Origin of the sequence: Streptomyces sp. NBC_01217 (assembly GCF_035994185.1) — a bacterium.
Lineage (GTDB): Bacteria > Actinomycetota > Actinomycetes > Streptomycetales > Streptomycetaceae > Streptomyces.
In genome coordinates, this window is sequence record NZ_CP108538.1 from 1,812,445 (window position 1) to 1,826,702 (window position 14,258).

Here is a 14,258-nt window from a genome sequence, read left to right on the forward strand (position 1 = left end):
GACTGTCAGTGGCGGGCCGTAGGGTCTTCGACATGACCTCCCTGCCGCGGCCTCCCCGGCCGCCTTCGTCCCTGTCGCCGTCGCGGGCGAGTGATTTCATGCAGTGCCCTTTGCTGTACCGCTTCCGGGTCATCGACAAACTGCCGGAGAAGCCCAGCGAGGCGGCGACGCGGGGCACGCTGGTGCATGCGGTGCTTGAGCGGCTCTTCGACAACCCGGCGGCGGAGCGTACGGCGGGCCGGGCCACGGCGCTGATCCCCGCGCAGTGGGACCGGCTGCTGGAGTCGAAGCCGGAGCTGTCGGAGCTGTTCCCGGGGGAAGCCGGGGGCGAGCGGCTGGCGCGGTGGCTCTCGGAGGCGGAGAGCCTGGTGGAGCGGTGGTTCTCGCTGGAGGATCCGACGCGCCTGGAGCCCGCCGAGCGGGAGCTGTTCGTCGAGACGGAGCTGGAGTCGGGGCTGCGGCTGCGCGGGGTGATCGACCGGATCGATGTGGCGCCGACGGGCGAGGTCCGGATCGTCGACTACAAGACGGGGAAGGCCCCGCGCCCGGAGTACGCGGAGGGCGCGCTCTTCCAGATGAAGTTCTACGCCCTGGTGATCTGGCGGCTGAAGGGTGTGGTGCCGCGCCGGCTCCAGCTGGTCTATCTCGGCAGCGGCGACATCATGACGTACGACCCGGTGGTGGCGGATCTGGAGCGGGTCGAGCGGAAGCTGCTGGCGCTCTGGGACGCGATCCGGCTGGCGACGGAGACAGGTGAGTGGCGGCCCCGGCCGACGAAGCTCTGCGGCTGGTGCGACCACCAGTCGGTCTGCCCGGAATTCGGCGGCACTCCCCCGGTATATCCGTTGTCGGTCCGCCCGGCGGAGCCGGAGCAGGATGTCCAGGGCAGAATGGATCCGGTCCGCGCTGAGGCCGGCCGGCCTGTGGCCCCCGAAGCATCTTGAGGAGACCTTGTGGCTATCCGCGTCCTGCTGGTCGATGACCAACCGCTGCTGCGCACCGGCTTCCGGATGATTCTGGAGGCGGAGGGGGATCTCGCGGTGGTGGGCGAGGCCGGGGACGGCCTCCAGGCTCTCGACCAGGTGCGGGCGCTGCAGCCCGATGTGGTGCTGATGGACATCCGCATGCCGCGGATGGACGGCGTCGAGGCCACGCGCCAGATCACCGGTCCCGGTCGCGACGGTCCGGCCAAGGTGCTGGTGCTGACCACGTTCGATCTCGACGAGTACGTGGTGGAGGCGCTGCGCGCCGGTGCCAGCGGCTTCCTGTTGAAGGACGCTCCGGCCAATGAGCTGGTGCAGGCCATCCGCGTGGTCGCGGCGGGCGAGGCGATGCTCGCCCCGAGCGTCACCCGTAGGCTGCTCGACAAGTACGCGGACCATCTGCCCTCCGGCGAGGAGACGGTGCCCGACACCCTGCACACGCTGACGGACCGCGAGGTCGAGGTGCTGAAGCTGGTGGCGCGCGGTCTGTCGAATGCGGAGATCGCCGCGGATCTGTTCGTCAGTGAGACGACGGTCAAGACGCATGTCGGCCATGTGCTGACCAAGCTCGGTCTGCGCGACCGGGTACAGGCGGCGGTGTACGCGTACGAGAGCGGCCTGGTGCGCCCCGGCGCCCAGTGAGCCGGGGCTGCCGGTGAGCGGTCCTTGAGGCGGCGGCGCCCCGGCCCGGTGCGGGCGGGGCGCCGCCCGTGCTCAGACGGTTCGCTTGCCCAGCTCCCAGAGCTGGAGGTCGGCGGAGGAGTTGACCGCCCATTCGACGCCGGTGAGTTCCTCGCGGGATGCGACGTACTGCTTGCCCTGCCAGATCGGCAGTACGGGGACGTCGTTGGCGACGATGTCCTGGAGTTGCTGGAAGGTCTTGGCCGCGGCGCTGCGGTCGGTCTCGCGGCGGGACTGCGGGATGAGCGTCTTCTGGGCCACGGCCGACTCGTAGGGCGAGTTGAGGAAGTTGTTCTTGTCGAGGAACGGCGCGGTGTAGTTGTCGGGGTCCGGGAAGTCGGGGAACCAGCCCATTCCGTAGACGGCGTAGTCGCCGCGTACCTGTGCGGGGCGGTACTTCGCCCAGGGGGTGCCCTTGACGGTGATGTCGAACAGCCCGGTGTCGTTGAGCTGCTTCTTCAGGTTCTCGAACTCGGTGGCGGTGGCTTCGCCGTAGTGGTCGGTCGTGTAGTGCAGGGTCAGCTTCACCGGGGTGTCGATGCCCGCCGCGCGCAGGGTCGCCTCGGCCTTCTTGATGCTGGGCTCGCCGTACTTGTTGTAGAACGAGTTGGTGTGCGCGGTGATGCTGGACGGGATCAGCGAGTACAGCGGCTCGGCGGTGGTGCCGTACACCTTGCTCGCGATCTCACCGCGGTCGATGACCTGGGCCATGGCCTGGCGGACGGCCTTGCTCACGGCCGGGTCGCTGGTGTCGAAGCCGAGATAGCTGATGGACAGGCCCGGCATCTCGGTGAGCTTGATGCCGTTCTTGGGGTTTTCGAGCAGCTGCTGCGACTGCTCGGGAGTCATGGTGCGGGTCATCATGTCGATCTTCCGGTCGTCGAGGGCCTTCCCCATCGCCTTCGCGTCCGGGAAGAGATCCAGCTCGACCTTCTCGTTGAGCACCTTCAGGTCCCCCTTGTAGAGGGGGTTCCTGGTGAAAAGGACCTTGACGACCTGGTTGTGCTCGACTACCGGCTTCATGGTGTACGGACCCGAGCCGTCCACCTGGAATCCGGCCCGCGGGGAATTCGCCGCGTACTTGCTCCGCTGCACGATCCCGGCGGCCGGGGTGGCGAGCTTGTACGGGAACGTGGCGTCCGGCGTGCGGAGATGGAAGATGACCTCGCGGTCGCCCTGCGTCTCGATCGTGTCGATGCCGTCGAGCAGGGCGACGGGCCCGTTGGCGGCTTCGATGCGGACGACCCGGTCGATGGAGTACTTCACGTCGTCGGCGGTGACGGCCTTGCCGTCGGCGAACTTCAGGCCGCTGCGTAGCTTGCAGCGGTAACTCTCGTTCTGCGTGTCCGTGAACGCACAGCTCTCGGCGGCCTCGGGGACCGGCTCGCCGCCGCCGCGCGGCACATGCGTCAGGGTCTGCACCGTCTGCCGCAGCACGTTCCAGACGCCCGCTTCGTAGCCGATGGCGGGGTCCAGCGGCGCGGGGTTGTCCTTGGAGGCGACGAACTGGTCCGTGGTGCCGACAACGATGGCCCCCTTGCCATCGCCCCCGTCGCCCGACGCGCCGCAGGCGGCGAGTACGGGTGCGAGCAGACCGACCACGGCCGGCAGCACCAGAGTCTTGCGGTTCATCTTGGACGCTCTCCCTCATCCGCGCATTTGAGAAAGCGACATTAGTAGGCGCCATCGGCAATGCCGGACCGGAGATACCCCGGTGCGTAATCGGATGGTGACGGGAATTAACGGCGAGCCGATTTCCCCGGCCGGGAAGGTTTAGTGCAGGGCGTCACCAATCCGGACACTTCGACTCCTCAAAACGGACATCGCGGTGGATCTTGAAAAGCCTCCGGAAGCCATTCAGGTGATAAAGCTCACGCCCAAATCATTTTCCGCCCTTTGTCGTACACCCACTCCGCACACACGTACGTGCGACAGAAAATGCACCATCCGATGCCGAGAGTTTTTCGATTCATTCACAGAAACACTCTCGGTATGCGGATCACTGCATTCCCGTGACCAGGCCGCGGAGAAATGCGAGATCGACTTCTTCGAGCGAACGTACGACCGCCCGGCCGTATGCGGGGGAGATCGGTGCGACGGACGGCACGGCGACCACCCGGCAGCCCGCGGCCTCCGCCGCCGCGACACCGGTCGCGGTGTCCTCGATGACCGCACAGCGCCCGGGCTCCGCCCTGAAGCCGGACGCGGCCGTGAGATAGGGCTCCGGGTGCGGCTTCGTACGGGAGACCTCGTCGCCCGCGACGGTGAGGGAGAAGTGGTGGTGACCCACCGAGTCCAGCACCCGGTCGATGATCCGCCGGTGCGAGGCGGAGACCAGGGCGGTGGGGATCTCGTGCCTGGCCAGTTCGGCCAGCAGCCGTGCCGCGCCCGGCATCAGCGGCACTCCGCGGCCGATGCGCCTCTCGAAGCGGTCGTTCAGCAGCACGGTGAGCTCGTCGAGGGTGATGTCCGCGCCGGTGACATCCACGAGGTATCCGGCACTGCGGGTCATCGGCCCGCCGACCACCACATCCCGCCAGGCCTCGTCGAGCTGATGCCCGAGTTCGGCGAATACCTCCACTTCGGCGTCCCACCAGAAGCCCTCGGTGTCGACGAGGGTGCCGTCCATGTCGAGCAGGACGGCCTGCAGCGCGGCGCCTTCGGCCGTGCGGGTCAGGGACGCGGGAACCGTGCTGGTCATCCGGCACACCTTCCGTAAGGGACGAGAAGGCCGGCCGCCATTTCCCGTGGGGAGGGCGACCGGCCTGCACTGGACCGACCAGTGTACGACTTGTCCCGCTGTCGTGCGTTGAACGGCGTCTTACCGCGCGTTGAAGTACTTCGCCTCGGGGTGGTGAATGACGATCGCGTCGGTGGACTGCTCCGGGTGCAACTGGAACTCCTCCGAGAGATGCACGCCGATCCGCTCGGGCTGGAGCAGCTCGGAGATCTTCGCCCGGTCCTCCAGGTCGGGGCAGGCGCCGTAACCGAGGGAGAAGCGCGCGCCGCGGTACTTCAGCGCGAACATGTCCTCGACATCGGCGGGGTCCTCGCCGCCGAAGCCGAGCTCGGAGCGGACCCGGGCGTGCCAGTACTCGGCGAGGGCCTCGGCCAGCTGGACGGACAGGCCGTGCAGCTCCAGGTAATCGCGGTAGGAGTTGGCTTCGAAGAGCTTGGCGGTTTCCCCGCCGATCTTCGAGCCGACGGTGACGACCTGGAGGCCGATCACGTCCGTCTCGCCGGACTCCTCGGGGCGGAAGAAGTCCGCGAGGCAGAGGCGGCGGCCGCGGCGCTGGCGCGGGAAGGTGAAGCGGGTGCGCTCCGAGCCGTCCTCGTGGAGCAGGATCAGGTCGTCGCCCTTGGAGACGCAGGGGAAGTAGCCGTAGACGACGGCGGCTTCCAGCAGGTTCTCGGTGTGCAGCTTGTCGAGCCAGCCGCGCAGGTGCGGCCGGCCCTCGGTCTCCACGAGCTCCTCGTACGTCGGTCCGTCACCGGCGCGGGCCTGCTTCAGGCCCCACTGCCCCTTGAAGAGCGCACCCTCGTCGAGCCAGGAGGCGTACTCCTTGAGCTGGATGCCCTTGACGACGCGGGTGCCCCAGAACGGGGGCTCGGGGACCGGGTTGTCGGTGGCGACGTCTGAGCGGACGCCCTCCTCCGGCTCGTCGACCTCCAGCACGGCGGTCTCCCGCTTGGGCACCCGGCGCTGCTTGAGCTCCGGGAGAGTGGCGCCGGGGACCCCGCGCTTCACCGCGATCAGGGCGTCCATCAGGCGCAGGCCCTCGAACGCGTCGCGGGCGTAGCGGACCTCGCCCTCGTAGATCTCGTGGAGGTCCTGCTCGACATAGGCCCTGGTGAGAGCCGCGCCGCCGAGGATCACCGGATACTCGGCGGCCAGCTTGCGCTGGTTCAGCTCCTCCAGGTTCTCCTTCATGATCACGGTGGACTTCACCAGGAGGCCGGACATGCCGATGACATCGGCGCGGTGCTCCTGCGCGGCCTCCAGGATCGCGGAGACCGGCTGCTTGATGCCGATGTTGACGACGTTGAAGCCGTTGTTGGACAGGATGATGTCGACGAGGTTCTTACCGATGTCGTGGACGTCGCCGCGGACGGTGGCCAGGACGATCGTGCCCTTGCCCTCCGCGTCGGACTTCTCCATGTGCGGTTCCAGGTAGGCCACGGCGGACTTCATGACCTCGGCGGACTGGAGCACGAACGGCAGCTGCATCTGGCCGGAACCGAACAGTTCGCCGACGACCTTCATGCCCTCGAGCAGGGTGTCGTTGACGATGTCGAGAGCCGGACGGGTCTGCAGTGCCTCGTCGAGGTCGGTCTCCAGGCCGTTCTTCTCGCCGTCGATGATGCGGCGCTGGAGGCGCTCGTCGAGCGGCAGCGCGAGGAGTTCCTCGGCCTTGCCGGCCTTCATCGACTTCATGTTGACACCCTCGAAGAGCTCCATGAGCCGCTGCAACGGGTCATAGCCTTCGGCGCGGCGGTCGTAGATGAGGTCGAGTGCGACCTTCACCTGCTCCTCCTCCAGGCGCGCGATCGGCAGGATCTTCGACGCGTGCACGATGGCGGAGTCGAGACCGGCCTTGACGCACTCGTCGAGGAAGACGGAGTTCAGGACGACTCGGGCGGCCGGATTGAGACCGAAGGAGATGTTCGACAGGCCGAGCGTGGTCTGGACCTCGGGATGGCGCCGCTTGAGCTCGCGGATGGCGCCGATGGTGGCGATGCCGTCCTTGCGGGACTCCTCCTGACCGGTGCAGATGGTGAAGGTCAGCGTGTCGATGAGGATGTCCGACTCGTGGACGCCCCAGTTTCCGGTCAGGTCCTCGATCAGCCGCTCGGCGACGGCGACCTTGTGCTCGACTGTGCGGGCCTGGCCCTCCTCGTCGATGGTCAGGGCGATTAGCGCGGCGCCGTGTTCGACAGCCAGTGCGGTGACCTTGGCGAAGCGCGACTCCGGCCCGTCGCCGTCCTCGTAGTTGACGGAGTTGAGAACGGCCCGGCCGCCGAGCTTCTCCAGGCCGGCCCGCAGGACCGGCAGCTCGGTGGAGTCGAGCACGATCGGGAGCGTGGAGGCGGTGGCGAAGCGTCCGGCCAGTTCCTCCATGTCCGCGACACCGTCGCGGCCGACGTAGTCGACGCAGAGGTCGAGCATGTGCGCGCCCTCCCGGATCTGGTCGCGCGCCATCTCCACGCAGTCGTCCCAGCGGGCCTCCAGCATGGCCTCGCGGAACTTCTTGGATCCGTTGGCGTTCGTACGCTCACCGATGGCGAGGTACGAGGTGTCCTGACGGAACGGGACCGTCTGGTACAGCGAGGCGGCGCCGGGCTCGGGCCGCGGGTCGCGAGGGACGAGGGACGCGCCGCGCACGCGCTCGACGACCTGCCGCAGGTGCTCCGGAGTCGTACCGCAGCAGCCGCCGACCAGCGAGAGGCCGTACTCCCGGACGAACGTCTCCTGCGCGTCGGCCAGTCCTTCGGGGCCGAGCGGGAAGTGCGCGCCGTCCTTGGTGAGGACCGGCAGTCCGGCGTTGGGCATGCAGAGCAACGGGATACGCGAGTGGCGCGTGAGGTAGCGCAGATGCTCGCTCATCTCCGCCGGGCCGGTCGAGCAGTTCAGGCCGATCATGTCGACGCCGAGCGGTTCGAGTGCGGTCAGGGCGGCACCGATCTCCGAGCCGAGCAGCATCGTGCCGGTCGTCTCGAACGCCAGCGAGCACAGCAGCGGAAGGTCGCTGCCCAGCGCCTCGAGCGCCTTGCGCGCACCGAGTACCGCGGCCTTGGTCTGCAGGAGGTCCTGTGTCGTCTCGATGATGAGCGCGTCCGCGCCGCCGGCGATCAGGCCCTCGGCGTTCTGCTGGAAACCGTCGCGGAGCGCGGTGTACGGCGCGTGGCCCAGCGTCGGCAGCTTGGTGCCGGGGCCCATGGAGCCGAGCACCCAGCGCTGCTGCCCGGTGGAGGCGGTGAACTCGTCGGCGACCTCGCGGGCGATGCGCGCGCCGGACTCGGAGAGTTCGTGGATGCGCTCGGCGATGTCGTACTCGCCCAGGGCCGAGGCGTTGGCGCCGAAGGAGTTCGTCTCGACGCAGTCCACGCCGACCGCGAAGTACTCCTGGTGCACCGAGCGCACGATGTCGGGGCGGGTGACGTTCAGGATCTCGTTGCAGCCTTCGAGGTCCTGGAAGTCCTCAAGGGTGGGATCCTGCGCCTGGAGCATGGTGCCCATGGCACCGTCGGCCACCACCACGCGGGTGGCGAGGGCCTCGCGGAGGGCTTCGGCTCGGTTCCGGCTGTCGGCGGAAGGGGTCGGCGACGAGGCCATGGATGTACTCCCTGGGATGCGACGGCTGTCGGCTTTGCGTCTTCGGCGGAAGGCGCACCACGCCAGCCTAGCCGGGCGGGGCCCGGGGCCGTCACTTCGTCCCACGGAACGGACGGCATGCTGTGCGGGGGGATGTCCGGATCGCAGTGGTACCGCGGTTTTCCTGCGCGATCGAGCGCAGGTCGGCATCGACCGATAGTGTTCAGCATTGTCGAACCGAGGTGGAGGAGTACGGCGCGATGGCCAAGAACATCCAGTCGCTGGAGCGGGCGGCGGCGATGCTGCGCCTGCTGGCAGGCGGCGAGCGGCGGCTGGGGCTGTCCGACATCGCCTCTTCGCTGGGCCTGGCCAAGGGCACCGCACACGGCATCCTGCGCACACTCCAGCACGAGGGCTTCGTCGAGCAGGACGCGGCGTCCGGCCGCTATCAGCTGGGGGCCGAGCTGCTGCGCCTGGGCAACAGCTATCTGGACGTCCACGAGCTGCGGGCCCGCGCGCTGGTCTGGACGGACGACCTGGCCCGCTCCAGCGGCGAGAGCGCCCATCTGGGGGTCCTGCACCAGCAGGGTGTCCTCATCGTCCACCACGTCTTCCGGCCCGACGACAGCCGGCAGGTCCTGGAGGTGGGGGCCATGCAGCCACTGCACTCCACGGCCCTGGGCAAGGTGCTCTCGGCGTACGACCCGGTGGCGCACTCCGAGGCCCTGGAGGCCGAGCGGCAGTCCTTCACGCCCCACACCGTCACCGACCGGGAGGAGTTCGAGGCGATGCTCGACCTGATCCGGGCCCGCGGCTGGGCGGCCGACGTGGAGGAGACCTGGGAGGGTGTGGCCGCGGTGGCCGCTCCGGTCCACGACAGGCGGCGGGTACCGGTCGGCGCGGTGGCCGTGACAGGCGCGGTCGAGCGGGTCTGCGCGGACGGGGAGCTGCGCCCCGAGCTGATCGCCGCGGTGCGGGACTGCGCCCGGGCGGTCTCCAGGGATCTGGGCGCCCGGCCCTTCTGACCTGCGCGGCGCCCGGTTGCTGCCGACGGCCCGCTCCGACAGGCCGTCGGTAACGATCGAGTTTTGCGCCACACAACTCTTGACGCCTGATTCACCCAGGGGAAACATTGCCGTTCACCGGTCGGCATTGCCGAACAGCTAACGGAAATACGCGTTAGGGTGTGACAGCGCCAAGGCCGGAAAACGCCCTCACGTGAGGGCGCGGACCACCGGAGGGACCCGGGGTTCGGCTTCCCTGGACGAAGGACAAAGGAGTCGCGGGTGTCCAGCTCCGACATCTTCATCGGCGAGACCATAGGTACCGCCGTACTCATCCTGCTCGGCGGTGGTGTCTGTGCCGCCGTCACTCTCAAGCGCTCCAAGGCCCAGAACGCCGGCTGGCTCGCCATCACCTTCGGGTGGGGTTTCGCCGTGCTGGCCGGCGCGTATCTGGCCGGTGGAGTTTCCGGCGCGCATCTCAATCCGGCGGTCACGATCGGTCTCGCGATCGAGGGCGGCACCAAGTGGAGCGACGTACCGCTGTACCTCGTCTCCCAGCTGTTCGGCGCGATGATCGGCGCGGTGCTGGTCTGGCTGACGTACTACGGACAGTTCCGGGCGCACCTCACGGATCCGGAGATCCTGGGCGCCCAGCCGGGTGAAGAGGCCATGGTCGACCAGGCCGCCGCCCCGAAGGCGGGCCCGGTGCTGGGCATCTTCTCCACCGGCCCCGAGATCCGGCACGCGGTGCAGAACCTCGTCACCGAGATCATCGCCACCGTCGTGCTCGTCCTGGCGATCCTCACCCAGGGCCTCAACAACGACGGCAACGGCCTCGGCACGCTCGGCGCCCTCGTCACCGCTCTGCTCGTCGTCGGCATCGGTCTCTCCCTCGGCGGGCCGACGGGTTACGCAATCAACCCGGTTCGCGACCTCGGTCCGCGTATCGTGCACGCGCTGCTGCCGCTGCCGAACAAGGGCGGTTCCGACTGGGGCTACGCGTGGATCCCGGTCGTCGGACCGCTCATCGGCGGCGCGATCGCGGGCGGGCTCTACAACGTCGCCTTCGCCTGAGCCGTGGCGCCGCAGAGCCGTAACCCTCAAGACCACACAGACTTCCGGGAGCACACCGTGACCGACGCACACACCACCGGCCCGTTCATCGCGGCCATCGACCAGGGCACCACCTCCAGCCGCTGCATCGTCTTCGACAAGGACGGCCGGATCGTCTCCGTAGACCAGAAGGAGCACGAACAGATCTTCCCGAAGCCGGGCTGGGTCGAGCACAACGCGACCGAGATCTGGGAGAACGTCCAGGAGGTCGTCGCCGGGGCCATCGCCAAGGCGGGCATCACGGCCGCCGATGTGAAGGCCATCGGCATCACCAACCAGCGCGAGACCACACTGCTCTGGGACAGGAACACCGGCGAGCCCGTCCACAACGCCCTTGTCTGGCAGGACACCCGCACCGACGCGCTCTGCAAGGAGCTCGGCCGCAACGTCGGTCAGGACCGCTTCCGCCGCGAGACCGGCCTGCCACTCGCCTCGTACTTCGCCGGCCCCAAGGTCCGCTGGCTGCTCGACAACGTGGAGGGGCTGCGTGAGCGCGCCGAGCGCGGCGAGATCCTCTTCGGCACCATGGACTCCTGGGTCATCTGGAACCTGACCGGCGGCACCGAGGGCGGTGTCCACGTCACCGACGTCACCAACGCCTCGCGCACCCTTCTGATGAACCTGCACACCCTGGCGTGGGACGACAAGATCCTCACCTCCATGGAGATCCCGGCGGCCGTGCTGCCCGAGATCCGCTCCTCCGCCGAGGTGTACGGCACCGCCAAGGGCGGCGTCCTGGACGGCGTCCCGGTCGCCTCCGCGCTCGGTGACCAGCAGGCGGCCCTCTTCGGCCAGACCTGCTTCGCCAAGGGCGAGGCCAAGTCCACGTACGGCACGGGCACCTTCATGCTGATGAACACCGGTGAGACGCCCGTCAACTCGTACAACGGACTGCTGACGACGGTCGGTTACCGGATCGGCGAGCAGAAGCCGGTGTACGCCCTGGAGGGCTCCATCGCCGTCACGGGTTCGCTGGTGCAGTGGATGCGCGACCAGATGGGCCTGATCAAGTCCGCGGCCGAGATCGAGACCCTGGCCTCGTCGGTCGAGGACAACGGCGGCGCGTACTTCGTGCCCGCCTTCTCCGGCCTCTTCGCCCCGTACTGGCGCTCCGACGCCCGCGGCGTCATCGCCGGTCTGACCAGGTACGTCACCAAGGCACACATCGCCCGTGCCGTCCTGGAGGCCACCGCCTGGCAGACCCGCGAGATCACCGACGCCATGACCAAGGACTCCGGCGTCGAGCTGACCGCCCTCAAGGTCGACGGCGGCATGACCTCCAACAACTTGCTGATGCAGACGCTCGCCGACTTCCTGGACGCACCCGTGGTGCGGCCCATGGTCGCCGAGACCACCTGCCTCGGCGCCGCCTACGCCGCCGGTCTCGCCGTCGGCTTCTGGCCGGACACCGACGCGCTGCGTGCCAACTGGCGCCGGGCCGCCGAGTGGACACCCCGCATGGCCGCGGACACCCGCGACCGCGAGTACAAGAGCTGGCTCAAGGCCGTGGAACGGACCATGGGCTGGATCGAAGACAGCACAGTCGAGGAGTAATCACAATGACCACCCTGCAGAGCGTCCCGTCACTCGGGACGCACCCGGCCTCCGGCTCCCTTCCGAGCCGCGCCGAGACTCGGGAGCAGCTCTCCAAGGCGACGTACGACCTCCTGGTGATCGGTGGCGGCATCCTGGGCATCTCCACCGCCTGGCACGCCGCGCAGTCCGGGCTGCGGGTGGCCCTGGTGGACGCCGGCGACTTCGCCGGCGCCACCTCCTCCGCCTCCTCCAAGCTGCTCCACGGCGGTCTGCGCTATCTGCAGACCGGCGCCGTGAAGCTGGTCGCGGAGAACCACTTCGAGCGGCGCGCGGTGTCCCGTCAGGTCGCCCCGCACCTGGCGAATCCGCTCACCTTCTACCTGCCGGTCTACAAGGGCGGGCCGCACGGCGCGGCCAAGCTCGGCGCGGGCGTGTTCGCGTACTCCGCGCTCTCCGCGTTCGGTGACGGCGTCGGCCATGTGATCAGCCCGGCGAAGGCTCAGCGCGACGTGCCGGAGCTGCGTACCGACAATCTCAAGGCCGTCGCGGTCTACGGCGACGACCAGATGAACGATGCCCGCATGGCGCTGATGACGGTCCGTGCGGCCGTCGACGCGGGCGCGGTCGTCCTCAACCACGCCGCGGTGACCGGACTGCGGTTCACCAAGGGCCGGGTGACCGGCGCCGACCTGGAGGACCGTACGGACGGCACGGAGTTCGGTGTCAACGCCCGGCTCGTGCTGAACGCCACCGGACCGTGGGTCGATCACCTGCGCAAAATGGAGGACCCGAACGCGGCGCCCTCGATACGTCTGTCCAAGGGCGCGCACCTCGTACTGAAGCGCACCCGCCCCTGGAAGGCCGCGCTCGCCACCCCGATCGACAAGTACCGCATCACGTTCGCCCTGCCCTGGGAGGACATGCTGCTGCTCGGTACGACGGACGAGGAGTACGAGGGCGATCCGGCGGACGTCGCGGTCAACGAGAAGGACACCGCGCAGATCCTGGACGAGGCGGCGTTCTCGATCAGGGACCAGCAGCTGTCACGCGATCTGATCACGTACTCCTTCGCGGGCCTGCGGGTGCTTCCCGGCGGCCCCGGTGACACGTCCAAGGCCAAGCGCGAGACAGTCGTGACGGAGGGCCGCGGCGGGATGCTGTCGGTCGCGGGCGGCAAGTGGACGACGTTCCGCCACATCGGCCGTACGGTGATGAACAAGCTTGCCGCGCTCCCCGGGCACCCGCTGGCCGAGGACATGGAGCCGATGGCCCGTCTGCCGAAGAAGCTCCCGCTGCCCGGCATCGCCAACCCGAACGCGGTGGCTCACCGGCTGCTGGTCGACGGCGGCACGCCCGGACCGCGGATGGCCGCCGACACCGCTCGGCACCTCGCCACCCACTACGGCTCGCTCTCCTTCGACATCGCGCGGCTGGCGAACGAGAACCCGGCGCTGGCCGAGCGCATCCACCCGGACGCGCCGGAGATCTGGGCGCAGGTCGTCTACGCACGTGATCACGAGTGGGCCGAGACGGCGGACGACGTGCTGCGCCGCCGGACGACACTGACGATCCGCGGTCTGGCGACGGACGAGATCCGGGCCGGCGTCGAGTCCATGCTCGGCGACCGGGGCTGACGAGGCCGGACGGACCGGGCGGGGCGGCTCCCACGGGGGGATCCGCCCCGCCCTCATGTCGCGGGGACCGCGGCCCGGTGGACGCGCCATACGGCCGCCATACGCGTGCAATATGACGCGGGGCCAGTTGACGTCATGAAGTTTTCCGTGCTCTCCCTCATCGGCCACGCCCCGCACCCGCTGACCGGCCATCTCCCCTCCCCCGCCGAGCGGTTCGAGGAGGTGATCGAGACCGGAGTCGTCGCGGAGCGGCTCGGCTTCGACGCGTACGCGATCGGCGAGCGGCACGCCGGTCCCTTCCTCTCGTCCAGTCCGAGCGTGGTGCTCGGCGCGCTGGCGGCCCGTACCTCCACGATCCGGCTACTGACCGGTGTGTCGACTGGGAGGGCGAGTTCCGGCCCGCGCTGAAGAACACGACGACGCTGCCGCGCCCGTACGCCGGGGCCCCGCGCATCTGGCACGGCTCGGCGACCAGCCTCAACTCCCCCGAACTGGCGGCGCTCCACGGCGATCCGCTGTTCACCGCCAACGCCATCCAGCCCCGTGCGGCGTACGCCCGGCTGATCGACCACTACCGCGAGCGCTTCGAGGCGTACGGCCACGATCCGGCCGGCGCGCATGTGGCCGCGGGTTCGGGCGGGCTGCTGATCGCCGACAGTTCGCAGCAGGCCGTAGAGCGCTACAAGGAGCTGTACGAGGCGAAGGTGAGGCAGTCCTTCCGGCCGCACCTGGAGGGCCGGGCGGGCTACAACACGCCGTTCCGGACGATCGAGGAGGCCATCACGGACGGGCCCCAGCTGATCGGCAGCCCGCAGCAGATCATCGACAAGATCCTCGGCTGGCACGAGGTGTACGGGCACGACCTCCAGTCGATCAGCGTGGACGGTTTCGGGCTGAGCCGGGCCGAGCAGACCGAGACGCTGCAGCGGTTCTCGCAGGACATCGCTCCGGTCGTACGGCGTGAGGCACCGTCCGCGCTCTGGGACTGACCGGA

Annotated in this window: 9 protein-coding genes and 1 pseudogene; 7 read left to right on the top strand and 3 right to left on the bottom strand. The window is 68.9% G+C overall.

All coding sequences use genetic code 11. The annotated features are described in order from the left end of the window. The first annotated feature begins 98 nt into the window (after positions 1-98). Entirely contained in the window at positions 99-944 is an 846-nt protein-coding gene (locus OG507_RS07870; protein ID WP_327371897.1) for a RecB family exonuclease, read from the top strand. Between the two features lie 9 nt (positions 945-953). Continuing rightward, on the top strand, positions 954-1,625 hold the full coding sequence (locus tag OG507_RS07875; RefSeq protein WP_327366420.1) for a response regulator transcription factor: 672 nt from the start codon (positions 954-956) through the stop codon (positions 1,623-1,625). 72 nt (positions 1,626-1,697) lie between these two features. On the opposite strand, the gene OG507_RS07880 is transcribed toward OG507_RS07875, so the two are convergent. From OG507_RS07880 to metH, 3 genes are all read right to left on the bottom strand, one after another. Further along, positions 1,698-3,296 carry an ABC transporter substrate-binding protein gene (locus OG507_RS07880; RefSeq protein ID WP_327366421.1) on the bottom strand — a complete coding sequence of 533 codons (1,599 nt, stop codon included), beginning with the start codon at positions 3,294-3,296 and terminating at the stop codon, positions 1,698-1,700. A 367-nt stretch (positions 3,297-3,663) separates the two neighbouring features. Beyond that, on the bottom strand, positions 3,664-4,365 hold the full coding sequence (locus OG507_RS07885; RefSeq protein WP_327366422.1) for an HAD family hydrolase: 702 nt from the start codon (positions 4,363-4,365) through the stop codon (positions 3,664-3,666). Between the two features lie 120 nt (positions 4,366-4,485). Further along, positions 4,486-7,998 carry a methionine synthase gene (gene metH, locus OG507_RS07890; protein ID WP_327366423.1) on the bottom strand — a complete coding sequence of 1,171 codons (3,513 nt, stop codon included), beginning with the start codon at positions 7,996-7,998 and terminating at the stop codon, positions 4,486-4,488. Positions 7,999-8,237: 239 nt separating this feature from the next. Between metH and OG507_RS07895 the strand changes: the two genes are divergently transcribed. The 5 genes and pseudogenes from OG507_RS07895 (at position 8,238) to OG507_RS07915 (ending at position 14,253) form a co-directional block, all read left to right on the top strand. Further along, positions 8,238-9,002 carry an IclR family transcriptional regulator gene (locus OG507_RS07895; protein ID WP_327366424.1) on the top strand — a complete coding sequence of 255 codons (765 nt, stop codon included), beginning with the start codon at positions 8,238-8,240 and terminating at the stop codon, positions 9,000-9,002. Between the two features lie 261 nt (positions 9,003-9,263). Further along, the gene (locus OG507_RS07900) at positions 9,264-10,055 is read left to right on the top strand and encodes an MIP/aquaporin family protein (protein ID WP_327366425.1); all 792 of its coding nucleotides are present in this window, start codon (positions 9,264-9,266) and stop codon (positions 10,053-10,055) included. Between the two features lie 57 nt (positions 10,056-10,112). Then, on the top strand, positions 10,113-11,648 hold the full coding sequence (glpK, locus tag OG507_RS07905; protein WP_327366426.1) for a glycerol kinase GlpK: 1,536 nt from the start codon (positions 10,113-10,115) through the stop codon (positions 11,646-11,648). A gap of 5 nt (positions 11,649-11,653) precedes the next feature. Next, the gene (locus OG507_RS07910; RefSeq protein WP_327366427.1) at positions 11,654-13,264 is read left to right on the top strand and encodes a glycerol-3-phosphate dehydrogenase/oxidase; all 1,611 of its coding nucleotides are present in this window, start codon (positions 11,654-11,656) and stop codon (positions 13,262-13,264) included. A 135-nt stretch (positions 13,265-13,399) separates the two neighbouring features. Next, positions 13,400-14,253 (top strand): annotated as a pseudogene (locus tag OG507_RS07915) (LLM class flavin-dependent oxidoreductase). The last annotated feature ends 5 nt before the right edge of the window (positions 14,254-14,258 follow it).

What these genes read in the sequence shown, in the direction of transcription:
- OG507_RS07910 (WP_327366427.1), top strand. Translation starts at nt 11,654, where the DNA reads ATGACCACCCTGCAGAGCGTCCCGTCACTCGGGACGCACCCGGCCTCC.
- OG507_RS07885 (WP_327366422.1), bottom strand. Translation starts at nt 4,365, where the DNA reads ATGACCAGCACGGTTCCCGCGTCCCTGACCCGCACGGCCGAAGGCGCC.
- metH (WP_327366423.1), bottom strand. Translation starts at nt 7,998, where the DNA reads ATGGCCTCGTCGCCGACCCCTTCCGCCGACAGCCGGAACCGAGCCGAA.
- OG507_RS07895 (WP_327366424.1), top strand. Translation starts at nt 8,238, where the DNA reads ATGGCCAAGAACATCCAGTCGCTGGAGCGGGCGGCGGCGATGCTGCGC.
- OG507_RS07870 (WP_327371897.1), top strand. Translation starts at nt 99, where the DNA reads ATGCAGTGCCCTTTGCTGTACCGCTTCCGGGTCATCGACAAACTGCCG.
- OG507_RS07880 (WP_327366421.1), bottom strand. Translation starts at nt 3,296, where the DNA reads ATGAACCGCAAGACTCTGGTGCTGCCGGCCGTGGTCGGTCTGCTCGCA.